The organism is Pseudomonas sp. Au-Pse12 (assembly GCF_021341665.1).
GTDB lineage: Bacteria > Pseudomonadota > Gammaproteobacteria > Pseudomonadales > Pseudomonadaceae > Aquipseudomonas.
In genome coordinates this window covers 43,577-61,649 of sequence record NZ_JAJTTH010000006.1, presented here as the reverse complement: position 1 = coordinate 61,649, position 18,073 = coordinate 43,577, and the positions used below count along the sequence as shown (strand labels likewise).

Below are 18,073 nucleotides of genomic sequence, written 5' to 3'. Positions count from 1 at the left end.
GGTCCGTAGGAGCCGGCTTGCCGGCGAACCCCTTCTCAGCGACTCAAATACATCCGCGTCGTCAATAGATAGACCGGCAGTCCCGACACCAGAATCAGCAGTGCCGCATAAGGTGCCGCCGCCGCAAACTCCACATTTGCCGTATGCGCCCAGACTTCCGTGGCCAGCGTGTTCAAGCCTGTCGGGCTGAGCAGGAGGGTGGCGGTCAGCTCCTTCATCGCATCCAGAAACACCAGGGCGAACGCTGCACCCAGTGCGGGGAAGATGATCGGCAGGGTCACTCGGCAGAAGGCGCTGAACGACGAGGCGCCGAGGGTTCGTGCTGCTTCTTCCAGCTGCGGTGCGGCCTTGTTCAGCGCGGTACGGATTGGCGCCTGGGCCAGGGGCAGGAACAGCAGGGCGTAGGCAATCAGCAGCAGGGTCGAGGTCTGGTACAGCACCGGCACGTAGTGCAGGGCGAAATACACCAGGGTCAGGGCAATCACCAGCCCCGGCAGGGCGTGCAGCAGATACGGCAGGCGCTCGGCCCAGATCGCCAGTTGGCCCTTGTAGCGCACCACCAGCAGGCCCACCGGCACCGCCAGAACCAGGCACAGGCCGGCGCCGCCCAGGGACAGTGCCAGGGAGGACAGCAGCGCCTCGCTGATGGCGGCGACCGGGAAGGCGGCCGATGAGCCTACTGCCAGCCAGTAGGCGAGCATTCCCAGAGGTATGCCGCTACCGATCAGGGTCAGCAGCAGGCAGTAGATTTGGCCGCCTGCGGACCAGCGCCCCAGTCGCACTTGTTCGGCGTGTCGTGCAGCGCCCTGGCCGGTGCGCACGTGCCGGCCCTTGCCGCGTACCCGCAGCTCCAGCCCCAGCAGGGCCAGGCACAGGGCCAGCAGCACTGCCGAAAGCATGGCGGCGTTGGCGTTGCTGAACTCCAGTTCGAATTGCTGGTAGATGGCCGTGGTGAAGGTTTGCAGGCCGATGATCGACAGCGCGCCGAACTCCACCAGCATATGCAGGGCAATCAGCAGCGATCCGGCCAGCAACGAGGGCCAGAGCAGGGGGAGGGTGACCTTGAAGAACACGCCCCAGCGATTTTGTCCCAGGGTTCGTGCCGACTCTTCGAGGGAGGGGTCGAGATTGCGCAGGGTCGCCGCCACTGGCAGGAACACCAGCGGGTATTTGGACAGGGTCATCACCAGGATGGCGCCGCCCAGGCCTTCGAATCCGGCACTCAGGGAGACCCAGGTGAAGCTGCTGACAAAGGCCGGCACGGCGAAGGGCAGGCACAGCACCACGCCCCAGATCCGTCGCCCTGGCAGGTCGCTGCGTTCCAGCAGCCAGGCCAGGGATAGGCCGATCGCGGCGCAGGCAGCAGTCACCCCGAGCATCAGCAGCAAGGTGTTGCTCAGCAGGCGCAATACGTAGGGGCGCCACAGCAGGTGCAGGGCTTCTGCCCAGCCGGCCTGCCAGGCCTTGAGCCCGACATACAGCAGTGGCAGCAGGCTCAGGCCAACCAGCAGCAGGACTGGCAGCAGTAGCCAGATCGAAGGCCGCTTGCGCCTTGGCACATAGGTGGCGCGCAAGGCGGGAGCGGAGGGCGATGGATTCATCAGTTCAGGCCGACGTCGCGTTCCAGGTCCAGGGCTTCTTCGGCATTGCCGAGGTCGGCAGGGGTGACCTTCGGCGCCTCCAGCTCGCTGAAAGGCTTGAGCCCGCGATCCGACTGCATGCCTTTATGCAGTGGATACTCGGCGGTGGTCTGGGTGATGACCCGTTGGCCTTCTTCGCTGGCCATATAGGCGAGGAGTTGCTGGGCCTCTTTCGGATGTTTGCTGGACTTGAGCACTGCTGCGCTGGATACAGTGATCAGGCCGCCGACGTCACCGCCGGTGAAGTAGTGCAGTTTCGAGTCCAGTCGGCCTTTTTCCCGTTGCAGGGCGAACCAGTAGTAATTGTTCACCAGGACCGTGGCTACTTCGCCGTTTTCCACGGCTTTGAGGGCCACCATGTTATTGCTGTAGACCTTGCCGAACGCCCGCAGGCCGGTCAGCCACTCTTCGGCAGCGTCCGTGCCGTGCAGCTTGATGATGGCCACGGCCTGTTCCTGGAAGGCGCCGCTGGTAGGCACGAAGCCGACCTTGCCTTGCCATTGCGGTTGGGAAAACTCCATCACCGACTTGGGCAGATCTTTTTCGTCGATCAGTTTCGGGTTGAAGGCCACGACTCGCACGCGAGCGGTGACGCCGATCCAGGTGCCGTTGCCTGCGACATATTCCTTGGGCAGCACGGCCAGGGTTGCAGCGTCGGTCTGGGCCAGCAGGCCTTGTTCGCCAAGCTTGTTGAGGGGCGGAGACTCTTCGGTGTAGATCACATCGGCGGGGGAGCGGTCCCCTTCTTCCACGACCTGGCTGGCCAGTTGATTGCTACTGCCCTTGCGTACATTGACGTGGATGCCGGTCTTGGCTTCGAAGGCCTTGGCCACCGCGTCGCCGACTTCCTTGTGCTGGCCGTTGTACAGGGTCAGCGAAACCGGATCGGCTGCCTGGGTGAGTGGGGATGCCAGGGTCAGTCCCAGCAAAGTGATGGTCAGGCCGCGCAGAAGGGATGTTGGAAGGAGGGTGTTTCTAAACATCATTCGCAGGTTTCCTCACTGTAGTGCCGCAAAAACTTGTAACAATCATAAACGATATCGTTTCTCATGTGCGCTTTGCGGGTATGGAGGCGGCGGGTGGTGCAGGAAATATCGGAGGGCAGAAACGCAAAAACCCGCTTTCGCGGGTTTTTGTGAGACTTGAAAGCGATGCTCTCAAGTTTTGAATTGGTGCCCAGAAGAAGACTCGAACTTCCACGACCTTGCGGTCACCAGCACCTGAAGCTGGCGTGTCTACCAATTTCACCATCTGGGCAGTATCGACATCGTCGCCGTGTCGATGGAGCGCACTATACGGATCGTGTTTTGATCTGTAAACCCCTGTTTTGGTTTTATTAAATCAAACACTTAGAATGCAAAAACCCGCTTTCGCGGGTTTTTGTTTGAGCCTTGAAACTGATCTAATCTCAAGCTCTTGAATTGGTGCCCAGAAGAAGACTCGAACTTCCACGGCCTTGCGGCCACCAGCACCTGAAGCTGGCGTGTCTACCAATTTCACCATCTGGGCAGTATCGCTGACGTCTCCGTCGTCGATGGCGCGCACTATACGGAGGCTCCCTTAAGCTGTAAACCCCCGATTTCAAAAAAGTTTGAAAAAAGTCTGCAGCGGTATGCGTGACGATGTTTCTGAGGCAATGGCGAGGATTATTCCCGTGTTGTCTGAGCCTGAAATTTCCCGTTTCAATACGCGTATGCCAAACTAACCCGCATATAGACAAGGTGAAATTTATCTAATGGCCGATTGGCAGTCCCTCGATCCCGAGGCCGCTCGTGAAGCGGAAAAATACGAAAACCCTATTCCTAGCCGCGAACTTATCCTCCAGCACCTTGCTGACCGGGGTTCGCCTGCTAGCCGCGAGCAGCTGGTAGAAGAGTTCGGTCTGACCACAGAAGACCAGCTCGAAGCCCTGCGCCGCCGCCTGCGCGCCATGGAGCGCGACGCTCAACTGATCTATACCCGCCGTGGCACTTATGCACCGGTAGACAAGCTTGACCTGATTCTCGGACGCATCAGCGGCCATCGCGACGGCTTCGGCTTCCTGGTGCCGGATGATGGTAGCGACGACCTGTTCATGAGCCCGGCGCAAATGCGCTTGGTGTTCGATGGTGACCGTGCCCTGGCCCGGGTTTCCGGCCTGGACCGTCGTGGTCGCCGTGAAGGCGTGATCGTCGAAGTGGTCTCTCGTGCCCACGAAAGCATCGTTGGCCGTTATTTCGAAGAAGGTGGTATCGGCTTCGTCGTGGCGGACAACCCGAAGATCCAGCAGGAAGTGCTGGTGACGCCGGGGCGCAATGCCAATGCCAAGATCGGCCAGTTCGTTGAAGTGAAGATCACTCACTGGCCGACGCCGCGCTTCCAGCCGCAAGGCGACGTGGTGGAAGTGGTGGGCAACTACATGGCGCCAGGCATGGAAATCGATGTGGCCTTGCGCACCTACGATATCCCGCATGTCTGGCCAGAGGCTGTGCTCAAGGAAGCCGGCAAGCTCAAGCCCGAAGTGGAAGAAAAGGACAAAGAGAAGCGCATCGACCTGCGTGACCTGCCTTTCGTCACCATCGACGGCGAAGATGCCCGCGACTTCGACGACGCGGTGTTCTGCGAAGCCAAGCCCGGCAAGCTGCGTCTGTTCGGTGGCGGCTGGAAACTGTACGTGGCGATTGCCGACGTCTCCAGCTACGTGAAGATCGGTTCGGCCCTGGATGCCGAAGCCCAGGTGCGTGGCAACTCGGTGTATTTCCCCGAGCGGGTGATTCCGATGCTGCCCGAGCAGCTGTCCAATGGCCTGTGCTCGCTGAACCCGAAAGTCGATCGCCTGGCCATGGTGTGCGAGATGACCATCTCCAAGTCTGGCGAGATGACCGACTACCAGTTCTACGAAGCGGTGATCCACTCCAAGGCGCGACTGACCTACAACAAGGTCAGCACCATGCTCGAACAGCCGAAGACCAGCGAAGCCAAGCAACTGCGCGGTGAATATGGCGATGTATTGCCACACCTGAAGCAGCTGTATGCGCTGTACAAGGTTCTGCTGGGGGCTCGACATACCCGTGGCGCCATCGACTTCGAAACCCAGGAAACCCGGATCATCTTCGGTTCCGAGCGCAAAATCGCGGAAATTCGCCCGACCACCCGCAACGATGCGCACAAGCTGATCGAGGAATGCATGCTGGCGGCCAACGTGGCCACCGCCGAGTTCCTCAAGAAGCACGAGATTCCAGCCCTTTACCGGGTGCACGACGGCCCGCCGCCGGAGCGCCTGGAAAAACTCCGCGCCTTCCTCGGCGAACTGGGTCTGTCCCTGCATAAAGGCAAGGACGGTCCGACGCCGAAGGACTACCAGGCGCTGCTGGAAACCATCAAGGATCGTCCGGATTACCACCTGATCCAGACCGTGATGCTGCGTTCCCTGAGCCAGGCAGTGTACAGCGCCGATAACCAGGGCCACTTCGGTCTGAATTACGAGGCCTACACCCACTTCACCTCGCCGATCCGTCGCTACCCGGACCTGCTGACCCATCGGGCCATTCGCAGTGTCATCCACTCCAAGCAGGACACGCCGCACGTGCGTCGCGCTGGAGCAATGACTATTCCGAAAGCACGTATCTATCCGTACGACGAGGCCACTCTGGAGCAACTCGGCGAGCAGTGCTCGATGAGCGAGCGCCGTGCCGACGAGGCCACTCGTGACGTAGTGAACTGGCTCAAGTGCGAGTTCATGAAGGATCGTGTCGGCGAGTCGTTCCCCGGGGTGATCACGGCGGTGACCGGGTTCGGCCTGTTCGTCGAGTTGACCGATATCTACGTCGAAGGCCTGGTACACGTCACGGCTCTGCCGGGTGACTACTACCACTTCGACCCTGTGCATCACCGCCTGGCGGGCGAGCGCACCGGTCGCAGTTTCCGCCTGGGCGACACCGTTGAAGTGCGCGTCATGCGCGTTGATCTGGACGAGCGCAAGATCGACTTCGAGATGGCCGAAAAAACCATCAATGCGCCGATCGGCCGCAAGAAGCGCGGTGCCGCGGACGTCCCTGCAAGCAAGGTGGTGGAAGAGCCGGCTCCAGCCAAGGCGGGGCGTCGCGGCGCCGCCAAGGAGAAGGCTGTCGAGGCTTATCGTCCAAGCGACGCTGCGGCGAAAAACGCCGAAGTGCGCAAGAGTCGTGAAATGAAACGGGCACTGCTGGCTGAAGCCAAAAGCGGCGGTAAAGCGGCGCCTGGGGGAAAGTCCGGCAAATCGGCTCCCGCCAGAGACAGCGACCGACCTGCCAAACCGAGCAAACATCGTAAGGGGCCGCCCAAGGCGGGCCCTGCTTCCGGCGCGAAAAGCGGCGGGGCGCGCAAACCTAAGGCCAAGTCATGAGTCAGTTGGAAAAGATCTACGGCGTACACGCTGTAGAAGCGTTGCTGCGTCACCATCCCAAGCGGGTCAAGCAGATCTGGTTGGCTGAAGGGCGCAGTGATCCACGGGTTCAAGTGCTGGTGGATCTGGCGGCGCAGAACCGTGTGTCGGTCGGCCAGGCCGAGCGGCGCGAAATGGATGCCTGGGTAGAAGGTGTGCATCAGGGCGTGGTGGCGGAAGTCAGCCCGAGCCAGGTGTGGGGCGAGGCCATGCTCGATGAGCTGCTGGACCGTACCGAAGGCGCGCCGCTGTTGCTCGTGCTGGACGGCGTGACCGACCCGCATAACCTTGGCGCCTGCCTGCGCACCGCCGATGCGGCCGGTGCTTTGGCGGTGCTGGTGCCCAAGGACAAGTCGGCGACCCTGACGCCGACCGTGCGCAAAGTGGCTTGCGGCGCTGCGGAAGTGATACCGCTGGTGGCGGTGACCAACCTGGCCCGTACCCTGGAGAAACTCCAGCAGCGTGGCCTGTGGATCGTCGGCACCGCCGGCGAGGCCGAACAGGAACTGTACGATCAGGACCTGACCGGCCCGACCATCATCATCATGGGCGCCGAAGGCAAAGGCATGCGGCGCCTGACCCGCGAACACTGTGACTACCTGGTGCGCCTGCCAATGGCTGGCAGCGTCAGCAGCCTCAACGTCTCCGTGGCCACGGGCGTCTGCCTGTTCGAAGCCATGCGTCAACGTAGCGTCAAGGCTTCGACTTCGCGCAAGTAGCAAATAAGCTGCAAGCGGCAAGTTACCAGCGACAAGCGCTTTTGACTTGTCGCTTGAAGCTCGTGGCTTGCAGCTGCTGTTCAAATAATCACCAATTTCCTTGCGCCGCTGTTCCCCCTTCTCTACAATTGCGCCCCTTGCCGTGACGGCAGGCGCATATGTGCCTATCTATGGCAAGACACACAAGTGTCATTCACTCCTTGTCTGACCGCTTATAGGCGGCAGGCTACAACCCGTAAGGAGCATTCATGCGTCATTACGAAATCATCTTTTTGGTCCACCCGGATCAAAGCGAGCAAGTCGGCGGCATGGTTGAGCGTTACACCAAGCTGATCGAAGAAGACGGCGGCAAAATCCACCGTCTGGAAGACTGGGGCCGTCGTCAACTGGCCTACGCAATCAACAATGTTCACAAGGCTCACTACGTGATGCTGAACGTTGAGTGCACCGGTAAAGCCCTGGCTGAGCTGGAAGACAACTTCCGTTACAACGATGCTGTGATCCGTAACCTGGTCATCCGTCGCGAAGAAGCCATCACTGGCCAATCCGAGATGCTCAAGGCTGAAGAGAACCGCAGTGAGCGCCGTGAGCGTCGTGACCGTCCTGAGCATGCTGACAGCGCCGATGGCGATGACAGCGACAACAGCGACGCCAGCGATAACGCTGACGAGTAATCCACGGACCTTTTGAGGAGCCAATTACATGGCACGTTTCTTCCGTCGTCGTAAATTCTGCCGCTTCACCGCTGAAGACGTGAAAGAGATCGATTACAAAGATCTCAACACTCTGAAAGCCTACGTATCCGAGACCGGCAAAATCGTTCCAAGCCGCATCACCGGTACCAAAGCTCGTTATCAGCGTCAGCTGGCCACCGCTATCAAGCGCGCCCGCTTCCTGGCCCTGCTGGCCTACACCGACAGCCACGGCCGCTGAGATCGGGCAGTCGACAAGTAGTAAGGGATTGAATGCATGCGCGCCTTAGCTGAGTTCATCATGCGCGGTCGTGTGCAGGCCACGTTAGTCGTGGCCGGATCTGCGGCATTGCCGCTGTTGTTCTGGTTAAGTGCCGCTGCGGGTTGCCTCGTGCTCCTTCGGCGCGGTTCGGACGCCCTTGGCGTCCTTGGAGTCGGGGTGCTTTCAGCATTGATTTGCTGGCACTTCCAGAAAGACCCCAGCGTACTGCTGGTGCTGCTTGGGTCTTGCGGTCTGGCGCTGGTGTTGCGCGCCGGTCACTCCTGGAACCGTGTGCTGTTGGCGAGCGTGGCGATTGCGCTGTTGTGTGTAGCGATATTGGGGGCGTTGTTCAGTCCCTTTGTCGACGCGGTGACGCAGGAACTTGTAAAGCTCCTGCCACTGATGTTGGGTGAGGCCTACCAGCAGCTTTCGGTAGACCAGCGAGCCAACCTCGCTTCACTCGTTGCACCTTTGGTGATCGGTTCGATTGCGATGATGTTTCAGGTCTTCAGCGTGCTGTGCCTGATTCTTGGGCGCTACTGGCAAGCGTCGTTGTACAACCCCGGTGGTTTTGGTCGCGAATTTCGCCAGATCAGAATCCCCAAGGGACCCTTGATGTTGCTGTTGGCATTGATGTTTGTGGGGCCGGCTCTGAGCCCGCAAATGTGGATTATGGTGCCGTTTTGCAGCGTACCTCTGGTCCTTGCCGGGCTGGCCCTGATGCACGGGCTGGTGGCACAGAAAAGACTGGCCAATTTCTGGCTGGTCGGGGTTTACGTCACGCTATTGCCTTTGATGCACCTGCTCGTCCCGTTGCTCGTGGTCATGGCCACTGTCGACAGTCTGGTTGATTTTCGCGGTCGTTTGGCGCCGAAAGACGCTGATAACGGCTCTGCGAACGGTGAAGGTTAAAAGTTAAGAGGTTATTACCAAATGGAACTGATCCTGCTGGAAAAAATCGCCAACCTGGGCAACCTGGGCGATAAGGTAAACGTTAAGGCTGGTTACGGCCGTAACTACCTGCTGCCTTTCGGCAAAGCCACCGCTGCTACCGCTGCCAACCTGGCTGCGTTCGAAGCGCGTCGTGCCGAGCTGGAAAAACTGGCTGCAGAGAAGAAGGCTTCTGCCGAAACTCGCGCTGCGCAACTGGCTGAGCTGGAAGTGACCATCACTGCCACCGCCGGTGACGAAGGCAAGCTGTTCGGTTCGATCGGCACCCACGACATCGCTGATGCACTGACCGCCTCCGGCGTTGAAGTGGCAAAAAGCGAAGTTCGTCTGCCGAACGGCACCATCCGCAACGTAGGTGAATTCGACGTAGCCGTGCACCTGCACGCTGAAGTTGAAGCAACCGTACGCGTTGTCGTGGTGGCTGCTTAAGCAGTACCAAATCGTCTGGCACCTTGTGTGGCTGACGGTTAACATCGGGCACGATCCTGTTTACAGGTCGTGCCCTTTGTCTTTCTGCTGATCCTGATTTCACCCCCGAATTCCAAGTGGCCATGAACGATATCTCCGCTCCCGAGCAATACGATCTGCAAACCGCCGCCCTGAAGGTGCCGCCGCATTCCATCGAGGCCGAACAGGCCGTGCTCGGTGGTCTGATGCTGGACAACAACGCCTGGGAACGCGTGTTGGATCAAGTGTCCGACGGCGATTTCTACCGGCATGACCACCGTTTGATTTTCCGCGCCATCGCCAAGCTGGCCGACCAGAACATGCCCATCGACGTGGTCACTCTGTCCGAGCAGCTGGACAAGGAAGGCCAGACGTCGCAGGTCGGCGGCCTGGGCTATCTCGGCGAGCTGGCGAAGAACACCCCGTCGGTGGCCAACATCAAGGCCTATGCGCAGATCGTTCGCCAGCGGGCGACCCTGCGCCAGCTGATCGGCATCAGCACCGAGATCGCCGACAGCGCCTTCAACCCCGAAGGCCGCACCGCCGAGGAGATCCTCGACGAGGCCGAACGGCAGATCTTCCAGATCGCCGAAGCGCGGCCCAAGACCGGCGGCCCGGTGGGCGTCAACGAGTTGCTGACCAAGGCCATCGACCGCATCGATACCCTGTTCAACACCGACAACGCCATCACCGGCCTGTCCACCGGCTACACCGACCTCGACGAGAAGACCAGCGGCCTGCAACCGGCCGACTTGATCATCGTCGCCGGCCGTCCGTCCATGGGTAAGACCACCTTCGCCATGAACCTGGTGGAAAACGCCGTACTGCGCAGCGACAAGGCGGTGCTGGTGTACTCCCTGGAGATGCCAGGTGAATCGCTGATCATGCGTATGCTGTCTTCCCTGGGCCGCATCGACCAGACCAAGGTCCGTTCCGGCCAGCTGGAAGACGACGATTGGCCGCGCCTGACTTCGGCGGTCAACCTGCTCAACGACCGCAAGCTGTTCATCGACGACACCGCGGGCATCAGCCCCTCGGAAATGCGTGCGCGGACCCGGCGTCTGGTGCGCGAGCACGGCGATATCGCCCTGATCATGATCGACTACCTGCAACTGATGCAGATCCCGGGGTCCAGCGGTGACAACCGGACCAACGAGATTTCCGAGATCTCCCGGTCCCTCAAGGCCCTGGCCAAGGAATTCAACTGCCCGGTGGTGGCCCTGTCCCAGCTCAACCGCTCCCTGGAACAACGTCCCAACAAGCGCCCGGTGAACTCCGACTTGCGGGAATCCGGAGCGATCGAGCAGGACGCCGACGTGATCATGTTCGTGTACCGGGATGAGGTGTATCACCCGGAAACCGAACACAAGGGCATTGCCGAAATCATCATCGGCAAGCAGCGGAACGGCCCGATCGGCTTTATCCGCCTGGCGTTCATCGGCAAGTACACCCGCTTCGAGAACCTCGCGCCGGGCAGTTACAACTTCGACGACGACGAATAACGGCGCCAGCCATGGTGGTCGCGTGACCTGATAACGAATTCCGACCCTTTTGGTCGGAATTGGTTATTTTTTGTGCTATATTCCGCGCCCGCGAATTTTCCTGATACCCATCGCGTCCCTATTCAAGCCAACACCGGTCATCGACATGCAAGCAGCCAAGCCGTTATTCGACTATCCGAAGTACTGGGCCGAATGTTTCGGGCCAGCGCCATTCCTGCCCATGAGCAGGGAGGAGATGGATCAGCTCGGCTGGGATTCCTGCGACATCATCATTGTCACCGGTGATGCCTACGTCGATCACCCGTCGTTCGGCATGGCGATCATTGGCCGGCTGCTGGAGTCCCAGGGCTTTCGCGTCGGGATCATCGCTCAGCCCAACTGGCAGTCCAAAGACGACTTCATGAAGCTCGGCGAGCCGAACCTGTTCTTCGGCGTCGCCGCCGGCAACATGGACTCGATGATCAACCGCTACACCGCCGACAAGAAAGTCCGTTCCGACGATGCCTACACCCCGGGCGGCCTGGCGGGCAAGCGCCCGGACCGTGCAAGCCTGGTGTACAGCCAGCGCTGCAAGGAAGCCTACAAGAACGTGCCGATCGTGCTGGGCGGCATCGAGGCTTCCCTGCGCCGTATCGCCCACTACGACTACTGGCAGGACCGGGTGCGCAACTCGATCCTGATCGACGCCAGCGCCGACATCCTGCTGTACGGCAACGCCGAGCGGGCCATCGTCGAAGTGGCCCAGCGCCTGTCCTACGGCCACAAGATCGAAGACATCACCGACGTGCGCGGCACCGCCTTCATTCGCCGTGACACACCGAAAGACTGGTACGAAGTGGATTCCACCCGTATCGACCGCCCGGGCAAGATCGACAAGATCATCAACCCCTACGTCAACACCCAGGACACCCAGGCCTGCGCCATCGAGCAGGAGAAGGGGCCGGTTGAAGACCCGAGCGAAGCCAAGGTGGTGCAGATCCTCGCCAGCCCGCGCATGACCCGGGACAAGACCGTGATCCGCCTGCCGTCCATGGAGAAGGTGCGTAACGACCCGGTCCTGTACGCCCACGCCAACCGCGTGCTGCACCTGGAAACCAACCCGGGCAACGCCCGTGCCCTGGTGCAGAAGCACGGTGAAGTGGATGTGTGGTTCAACCCGCCGCCCATTCCCATGACCACCGAGGAAATGGACTACGTGTTCGGCATGCCGTATCAGCGCATTCCGCACCCGGCCTATGGCAAGGAAAAGATCCCGGCGTACGACATGATCCGCTTCTCGGTGAACATCATGCGTGGCTGCTTCGGCGGCTGTACCTTCTGCTCCATCACCGAGCACGAAGGGCGGATCATCCAGAACCGTTCCGAAGAGTCGATCATTCGCGAGATCGAAGAAATTCGTGACAAGGTGCCTGGTTTTACCGGGGTGATTTCCGACCTCGGCGGCCCGACCGCGAACATGTACCGCATCGCCTGCAAGAGCCCGGAAATCGAATCCGCGTGCCGCAAGCCGTCCTGCGTGTTCCCCGGCATCTGCCCGAACCTGAACACCGACCATTCGTCGCTGATCCAGCTGTACCGCAGCGCCCGTGCCTTGCCCGGGGTGAAGAAGATCCTTATCGCCTCCGGCCTGCGCTACGACCTGGCGGTGGAATCGCCGGAGTACGTCAAGGAACTGGTGACCCACCACGTTGGCGGCTACCTGAAGATCGCCCCGGAACACACCGAGGAAGGCCCGCTCAACCAGATGATGAAGCCGGGCATCGGCACCTATGACCGCTTCAAGCGCATGTTCGAGAAGTACTCCAAGGAAGCGGGCAAGGAGCAGTACCTGATTCCGTACTTCATCGCCGCCCACCCGGGCACCACCGATGAAGACATGATGAACCTGGCCCTGTGGCTCAAGGGCAACGGCTTCCGCGCCGACCAGGTGCAGGCGTTCTACCCGTCGCCGATGGCCACCGCCACCGCCATGTACCACTCGGGCAAGAACCCGCTGCGCAAGGTCACCTACAAGAGCGACGGCGTGACCATCGTCAAGAGCGAGGAGCAGCGCCGCCTGCACAAGGCATTCCTGCGCTACCACGATCCGAAGGGCTGGCCGATGCTGCGTGAAGCCCTGCTGCGCATGGGCCGTGGCGACCTGATCGGCCCGGGCAAGAACCAGTTGATTCCGGCCCACCAGCCGGCCACCGACAGCTACCAGAGTGCCCGTCGCAAGAACTCGACCCCGGCCGGCAGCCACAAGGTGGCCAAGGAAACCAGGATCCTCACCCAGCACACCGGCCTGCCACCGCGTGGCAGCGACGGCGGCAATGCCTGGGACAAGCGCGAACAGGCCAAGGCCGCAGCGTTTGCCCGCAACAAGCAGGCGGCCAAGGAGCGCGCCGACGCCGCCAAGGGCAAGGGCAAGAAGCCCACTCGCAAGCCGGTAGTGCCGCGCTGAACCTGAAAAACGCCAGCTCCCGAGCTGGCGTTTTGCTTTTACGGCAGTGGATTTTTTTGCCCGCGGGCGCGCAACAAATCGCCAGGGCTTTGTTAAGGTTGCCGGGTTTTTATCGCCGCACTGCCGGGATGGCGTGAGGCCATCAGGCAGATTCCCACCGCCAGCCCAAGGATGAATCGCGTGACCAGCTCGTTAGCCGCCATCGGCATGGACTCCAGCCCTTCGCAGTTTCTTGCCCGCCAACGTATCGAAAGCCAGATCAACCTGCCGCGCTTGTTTGCCGCGATTGATGCCGATCCGGCGATCGTCGGCGCCGGGGTGGTGTACATCGATGCCGACTTCAATGTGGTGACCCTGCGCGAATTCAAGCCGATCTGCAGCATCACGCCCAAGCGGATCATCCTGCGCGAAGCGAAGAAATACATCGCGCCCCAGCAGTTCGTCGATCAGGTGAAGAACAACCCCCGGGAATCCCGGCTGGCCACCGAATCGTTCAATGCCACGCTGTCCTGCACCGCTGCGGTCATTGGCTGGCTGGTGGTGTTCAGCGGCAGCATCGCGGTGCCGTTCACGGCGGGGGCCAGCGCCTGGATGGTCGGGCTCGGGGTCACGGTCGCCGCCGCAGGCACCGCCCAGTGCGCGATTGGCGGTGCTCGGGTGATCAACGAGATCCAGGACCCAGCGGCCAACGACCGGATGGATGACGCCGAGTGGTACAGCCTGGTTTCGCCGATCCTCGATGGCATCTCCCTGGTGGGCGTCGGTGGCTCGGCGCTGACCACGGTCAAGCTGCTCAAGGCCAACAAGGCGGCCAACACCGGTAAAAGCTGGATGCAGTTGCTCAAGGGGCTCAATCGCCAGGAACGCGCCAAGCTGACCAAGGAGTTGCTGAGCCTGCAGGACCCGAGCCTGACGCCCAAGCTGCTGAAGCTGCAGCAGCGGGTTGGGGCCTTGCCCAAGCGCTATTCGTCGGCACAGATCAAGCACGCCACCCTGACGCAGATGAAGGACGCCCTCGGGGCGGCGCTGAGCACCGCCGGCAGCTACAGTTCCGGCAATATCGGCACCGTGAAGACGCTGGCGGTGGGGCTCTACGAGGAGTTCAACGAATGATCGGCGGCGGCTCGATGCGGGCGTTTCTCGCGCGTTACTTCCCGACCTTCATGCTCACTGTGCTGCTGGGCTGCTTCAGTGCCTCGATCCTGCTGTCACTGGCTGGAACCACCTATTGGCGAGCCATGGCGGCGGATCAGCGCGATCATTACTTTCTGCTTGGCCTGGTGTTTCTGATCCCGCTGCTGGTGCTGGGCAACCTGCTGATAGTGCGGGGCATTCGCCGCGCGGTATGGCTGGTGGCCGGCTACTTTGGCGTTTGCCTGCTGGGGGTGGTGCCGATGCTTGGGTATCACCCGCACCAGGGGGTGTACCTGTTCGGGGTGTTGCTGCCGCTGCTCGGGCTGTTGCTGCTCAACAGCAAGCGGCACCGGGAAATGCGCGAACGCCTGCTGGAGATCCGCCACCAGCGCCAGCGCATGAAGCCGCCGCACCAACGCGGCTGATTCCTCGCACGCCTTCTGGCGCATTTATGTGCAATTGCCTGCACGGGGATGCCTCGATTGCGCAGTTTTGGTGCTGTACTGCCCTGGTTCACTGAACAACCCCGTGGACTGGCGCGCTGGCATAAGTCTTGCGCGGGTTCCCCCACCGTTCAGGCTCGCAGGAGGCACGCCGTGTCGATTCATGTCGCATTGCACCACGTCACGCACTATCGCTATGACCGTGCCGTCGAACTGGGCCCGCAGATCGTTCGCTTGCGCCCGGCGGCCCACAGCCGCACGCGAATCCTTTCCTATGCCTTGAAGGTTCAGCCCGAGCAGCACTTCATCAACTGGCAACAGGACCCCCAGGGCAATTACCTGGCGCGCCTGGTGTTTCCAGAGAAAACCAGCGAGCTGCGGATCGAAGTCGACCTGCTCGCGGAAATGGCCGTGTTCAACCCGTTCGATTTCTTCCTTGAGCCCTACGCGCAGCAGATTCCCTTCGCCTACGCCGCGGATGAACAGCGCGAGCTGGCGCCCTACCTGGAAACCCTGCCGCTGACGCCCAGGCTCCAGGCTTACCTGGAGGCGATCCCGCGCGCGCCGTTGCCGGCGGTGGACTTTCTGGTGGCCCTGAATCAACGGCTCAGCACCGACATTGCCTACCTGATCCGCATGGAACCCGGGGTCCAGACTCCGGAGCAGACCCTGCTTAACGCCTCCGGCTCCTGCCGCGACTCGGCCTGGCTGCTGGTGCAGTTGTTGCGCAAACTGGGGCTGGCGGCGCGCTTCGTCTCCGGCTACCTGATCCAGCTGACGGCGGACGTCAAATCCCTGGATGGCCCGTCCGGCACCGAGGTGGATTTCACCGACCTGCATGCCTGGTGCGAGGTCTACCTGCCCGGCGCCGGCTGGATCGGCCTGGATGCCACGTCTGGCTTGTTCGCCGGGGAAGGGCATATTCCCCTGGCCTGTAGCCCCGATCCCTCTTCGGCCGCGCCGATCAGTGGCCTGGTGCAACCCTGCGAGTGCGAATTCAGCCATGAAATGAGTGTGGAGCGCATTTGGGAAGCGCCCCGGGTGACCAAGCCCTACACCGAAGAACAGTGGCTGGCGATCCAGGCTCTGGGCCGGCAGATTGACGTCGAACTGCTGGAGGCGGATGTGCGCCTGACCATGGGCGGCGAACCGACCTTCGTTTCCATTGACGACCCCGACGGCCCGGAGTGGAACACCGCGGCGCTGGGGGCGAACAAGCGCCGCCTGGCCGGCGAGCTGTTCCAGCGCCTGCGCAAGCGCTATGCGCCGCACGGCCTGGTGCACTTCGGCCAGGGCAAGTGGTACCCGGGGGAGCCACTGCCGCGCTGGTCGCTGAACTGCCACTGGCGGCGCGACGGTGTGCCGGTGTGGCGCAACAGCGCGCTGATCGCCGACGAGCATGAGGGTTACGCCGCCGACGCGGAGGTGGCCGGGCGCTTTCTGGCCAGTGTCGCCGAGCGCTTGAAGCTGCCCGCGCGATTTGTCTTTCCCGCCTATGAAGACCACTTCTACTACCTGTGGCGCGAAGGCGGCCTGCCACTGAACGTCAGCGCCGAGGACTCGCGGCTGGAGGATGCCCTTGAGCGGGAGCGGCTGCGCAAGGTCTTCAGCCAGGGCTTGGCCAAGGTTGTCGGCCAGGTGCTGCCCCTGGCCCGTACCGCCAAGGGCGACCAGTGGCAGAGCGGGCGCTGGTACCTGCGCGACAGCCATTGCCGCCTGGTACCGGGGGATTCGCCCCTGGGCTATCGCCTGCCCCTGGCGTCCCAACCCTGGGTGACGGCAGCGGAGTATCCGTTCATTCATGCCAGTGACCCGAACCAGGCGTTCCCGGCGTTGCCGGATGCGGCGCAGTTGGAGGCGATCGATGACCCGGCAGCCGTGGATGAGCGCGTGCCGCAGGTCGATCAGTCGGCCGACTGGCTGACCCGCACCGCGCTCTGCGCCGAGGCGCGGGAGGGGCGGCTGTACCTGTTCATGCCGCCTCTGGAGCGCCTGGAGGATTACCTGCAACTGGTCAGCGTGATCGAGGCCACCGCCGAAGAGCTGCACTGCCCGGTTTTGCTGGAGGGCTATGAGCCACCGGCGGACCCGCGCCTGTGCACGTTCCGGGTGACGCCGGACCCGGGCGTCATCGAGGTCAACGTGCAGCCGTCGGTGAGTTGGGACGAGTTGGTGGAACGCACTGAGTTTCTCTATGAACAGGCCCGGCTGACGCGCCTGACCAGCGAGAAGTTCATGATCGATGGGCGCCACACCGGCACCGGCGGCGGCAACCACTTCGTCCTTGGCGGGGCCACGCCGGGCGACTCGCCGTTCCTGCGGCGCCCCGACCTGCTGCGTAGCCTGATCAGCTACTGGCACAACCACCCGTCGCTGTCCTACCTGTTTTCCGGGTTGTTCATCGGGCCCACGTCCCAGGCGCCAAGGGTCGATGAGGCGCGCAACGACGCGCTGTACGAACTGGAGATCGCCTTCGCGCAGATGCCCGCGCGCGGCGAGGCGTGCGCGCCGTGGCAGGTCGACCGGTTGCTGCGCAATCTGCTGATCGACGTCACCGGCAACACCCATCGCGCCGAGTTCTGCATCGACAAGCTGTACTCGCCGGATGGCGCCACCGGGCGCCTGGGCCTGCTGGAACTGCGGGCGTTTGAAATGCCGCCCCATGCACGCATGAGCCTGGCCCAGCAGTTGCTGCTGCGGGCGCTGGTGGCGCGCTTCTGGCGCGAACCCTATGCCCCGGCCCGGCTGGCGCGCTGGGGCACCGAGCTGCACGACCGCTTTATGCTGCCGCACTTCATCGAACAGGATTTCGCCGACGTGCTGGTGGAGCTCAATGGCGCCGGCTATCCGCTACGGGCCGAATGGTTTGCCGCGCACCTGGCGTTTCGTTTTCCCAAGGTCGGCGACTACGCGGTCGGCGCTGTCGAGCTGGAACTGCGTCAGGCCCTGGAACCCTGGCATGTGCTGGGGGAAGAGGGCTCGGCGGGCGGCACGGTGCGTTATGTCGACTCTTCCCTGGAGCGTTTGCAGGTCAAGGTCAGCGGCCTGGTGCCCCAGCGGCATGTGTTGACCTGCAACGGCGTGGCGCTGCCCCTGCACCCCACCGGGCGGGTTGGCGAGTTCGTCGCCGGGGTGCGTTACCGTGCCTGGCAGCCGGCCAACTGCCTGCAACCGACCATCGCGGTGCACGCTCCGCTGGTGTTCGACCTGCTGGACACCTGGATGCAGCGCTCCCTGGGTGGTTGCCAATACCACGTGGCCCACCCGGGCGGGCGCAACTACGACAGCCTGCCGGTGAATGCCAATGAGGCGGAGAGCCGGCGCATGGCGCGCTTCTTCCGCCTTGGGCACAGCCCCGGAAGCCTGGAAGTACCGCCTCTGGTGATCAACGACGAGCTGCCGCTGACCCTGGATTTGCGACGTTTCTGATCCACTTGC

The 18,073-nt window shown here is 62.1% G+C and carries 13 protein-coding genes and 2 tRNA genes; 11 read left to right on the top strand and 4 right to left on the bottom strand.

Annotation, left to right across the window (positions count from 1 at the left end):
- Positions 1-35: 35 nt before the first annotated feature.
- The 4 genes from LXM55_RS17935 to LXM55_RS17920 form a co-directional block, all read right to left on the bottom strand.
- Positions 36-1,601: an ABC transporter permease gene (locus LXM55_RS17935; protein WP_233321570.1), complete on the bottom strand. Its 1,566-nt coding sequence runs from the start codon at positions 1,599-1,601 to the stop codon at positions 36-38.
- Entirely contained in the window at positions 1,601-2,626 is a 1,026-nt protein-coding gene (locus LXM55_RS17930; RefSeq protein WP_233321569.1) for an extracellular solute-binding protein, read from the bottom strand. Before LXM55_RS17930 ends, LXM55_RS17935 begins: the two co-directional genes overlap by 1 nt.
- A 184-nt stretch (positions 2,627-2,810) precedes the next feature.
- Positions 2,811-2,897, bottom strand: a tRNA-Leu gene (locus LXM55_RS17925).
- Positions 2,898-3,062: 165 nt separating this feature from the next.
- Positions 3,063-3,149 (bottom strand) — tRNA-Leu (locus LXM55_RS17920).
- A 226-nt stretch (positions 3,150-3,375) separates the two neighbouring features.
- Here LXM55_RS17920 and rnr point away from each other — a divergent pair.
- The 11 genes from rnr to LXM55_RS17865 all read left to right on the top strand — a co-directional run bounded on the left by rnr (position 3,376) and on the right by LXM55_RS17865 (position 18,064).
- Positions 3,376-6,003 carry a ribonuclease R gene (gene rnr / locus LXM55_RS17915; RefSeq protein WP_233321568.1) on the top strand — a complete coding sequence of 876 codons (2,628 nt, stop codon included), beginning with the start codon at positions 3,376-3,378 and terminating at the stop codon, positions 6,001-6,003.
- Positions 6,000-6,761, top strand: a complete 762-nt coding sequence (gene rlmB / locus LXM55_RS17910; protein ID WP_060842330.1) for a 23S rRNA (guanosine(2251)-2'-O)-methyltransferase RlmB — start codon at positions 6,000-6,002, stop codon at positions 6,759-6,761. The genes rnr and rlmB overlap by 4 nt, the downstream gene beginning before the upstream one ends.
- 248 nt (positions 6,762-7,009) lie before the next feature.
- A complete protein-coding gene (gene rpsF / locus LXM55_RS17905; protein WP_011058949.1) occupies positions 7,010-7,435 on the top strand; it encodes a 30S ribosomal protein S6 in 426 nt (141 codons plus the stop codon).
- A 28-nt stretch (positions 7,436-7,463) separates the two neighbouring features.
- Positions 7,464-7,694 (top strand): 30S ribosomal protein S18, encoded by a 231-nt coding sequence (gene rpsR, locus LXM55_RS17900; RefSeq protein WP_002551829.1) that lies wholly within the window; start codon positions 7,464-7,466, stop codon positions 7,692-7,694.
- Positions 7,695-7,730: 36 nt separating this feature from the next.
- Positions 7,731-8,627, top strand: coding sequence for a hypothetical protein (locus LXM55_RS17895; protein WP_233321567.1), 897 nt, complete (start codon positions 7,731-7,733; stop codon positions 8,625-8,627).
- Positions 8,628-8,648: 21 nt separating this feature from the next.
- Positions 8,649-9,095, top strand: a complete 447-nt coding sequence (gene rplI, locus LXM55_RS17890) for a 50S ribosomal protein L9 (RefSeq protein WP_007921484.1) — start codon at positions 8,649-8,651, stop codon at positions 9,093-9,095.
- 122 nt (positions 9,096-9,217) lie between these two features.
- On the top strand, positions 9,218-10,615 hold the full coding sequence (gene dnaB / locus LXM55_RS17885; RefSeq protein WP_007921486.1) for a replicative DNA helicase: 1,398 nt from the start codon (positions 9,218-9,220) through the stop codon (positions 10,613-10,615).
- Between the two features lie 145 nt (positions 10,616-10,760).
- On the top strand, positions 10,761-13,058 hold the full coding sequence (locus LXM55_RS17880; RefSeq protein WP_233321566.1) for a YgiQ family radical SAM protein: 2,298 nt from the start codon (positions 10,761-10,763) through the stop codon (positions 13,056-13,058).
- A gap of 171 nt (positions 13,059-13,229) precedes the next feature.
- Complete coding sequence (locus LXM55_RS17875; protein ID WP_267924468.1) at positions 13,230-14,171, top strand: NAD synthetase; 942 nt, start codon at positions 13,230-13,232, stop codon at positions 14,169-14,171.
- The gene (locus tag LXM55_RS17870; RefSeq protein WP_233321564.1) at positions 14,168-14,617 is read left to right on the top strand and encodes a hypothetical protein; all 450 of its coding nucleotides are present in this window, start codon (positions 14,168-14,170) and stop codon (positions 14,615-14,617) included. The genes LXM55_RS17875 and LXM55_RS17870 overlap by 4 nt, the downstream gene beginning before the upstream one ends.
- Before the next feature lie 171 nt (positions 14,618-14,788).
- Positions 14,789-18,064 carry a transglutaminase family protein gene (locus tag LXM55_RS17865; RefSeq protein ID WP_233321563.1) on the top strand — a complete coding sequence of 1,092 codons (3,276 nt, stop codon included), beginning with the start codon at positions 14,789-14,791 and terminating at the stop codon, positions 18,062-18,064.
- Positions 18,065-18,073: the final 9 nt, after the last annotated feature.

Coding starts and splice junctions, on each gene's coding strand:
- LXM55_RS17935 (WP_233321570.1), bottom strand. CDS start 1,601: ATGAATCCATCGCCCTCCGCTCCCGCCTTGCGCGCCACCTATGTGCCA.
- LXM55_RS17930 (WP_233321569.1), bottom strand. CDS start 2,626: ATGATGTTTAGAAACACCCTCCTTCCAACATCCCTTCTGCGCGGCCTG.
- rnr (WP_233321568.1), top strand. CDS start 3,376: ATGGCCGATTGGCAGTCCCTCGATCCCGAGGCCGCTCGTGAAGCGGAA.
- rlmB (WP_060842330.1), top strand. CDS start 6,000: ATGAGTCAGTTGGAAAAGATCTACGGCGTACACGCTGTAGAAGCGTTG.
- rpsF (WP_011058949.1), top strand. CDS start 7,010: ATGCGTCATTACGAAATCATCTTTTTGGTCCACCCGGATCAAAGCGAG.
- rpsR (WP_002551829.1), top strand. CDS start 7,464: ATGGCACGTTTCTTCCGTCGTCGTAAATTCTGCCGCTTCACCGCTGAA.
- LXM55_RS17895 (WP_233321567.1), top strand. CDS start 7,731: ATGCGCGCCTTAGCTGAGTTCATCATGCGCGGTCGTGTGCAGGCCACG.
- rplI (WP_007921484.1), top strand. CDS start 8,649: ATGGAACTGATCCTGCTGGAAAAAATCGCCAACCTGGGCAACCTGGGC.
- dnaB (WP_007921486.1), top strand. CDS start 9,218: ATGAACGATATCTCCGCTCCCGAGCAATACGATCTGCAAACCGCCGCC.
- LXM55_RS17880 (WP_233321566.1), top strand. CDS start 10,761: ATGCAAGCAGCCAAGCCGTTATTCGACTATCCGAAGTACTGGGCCGAA.
- LXM55_RS17875 (WP_267924468.1), top strand. CDS start 13,230: ATGAATCGCGTGACCAGCTCGTTAGCCGCCATCGGCATGGACTCCAGC.
- LXM55_RS17870 (WP_233321564.1), top strand. CDS start 14,168: ATGATCGGCGGCGGCTCGATGCGGGCGTTTCTCGCGCGTTACTTCCCG.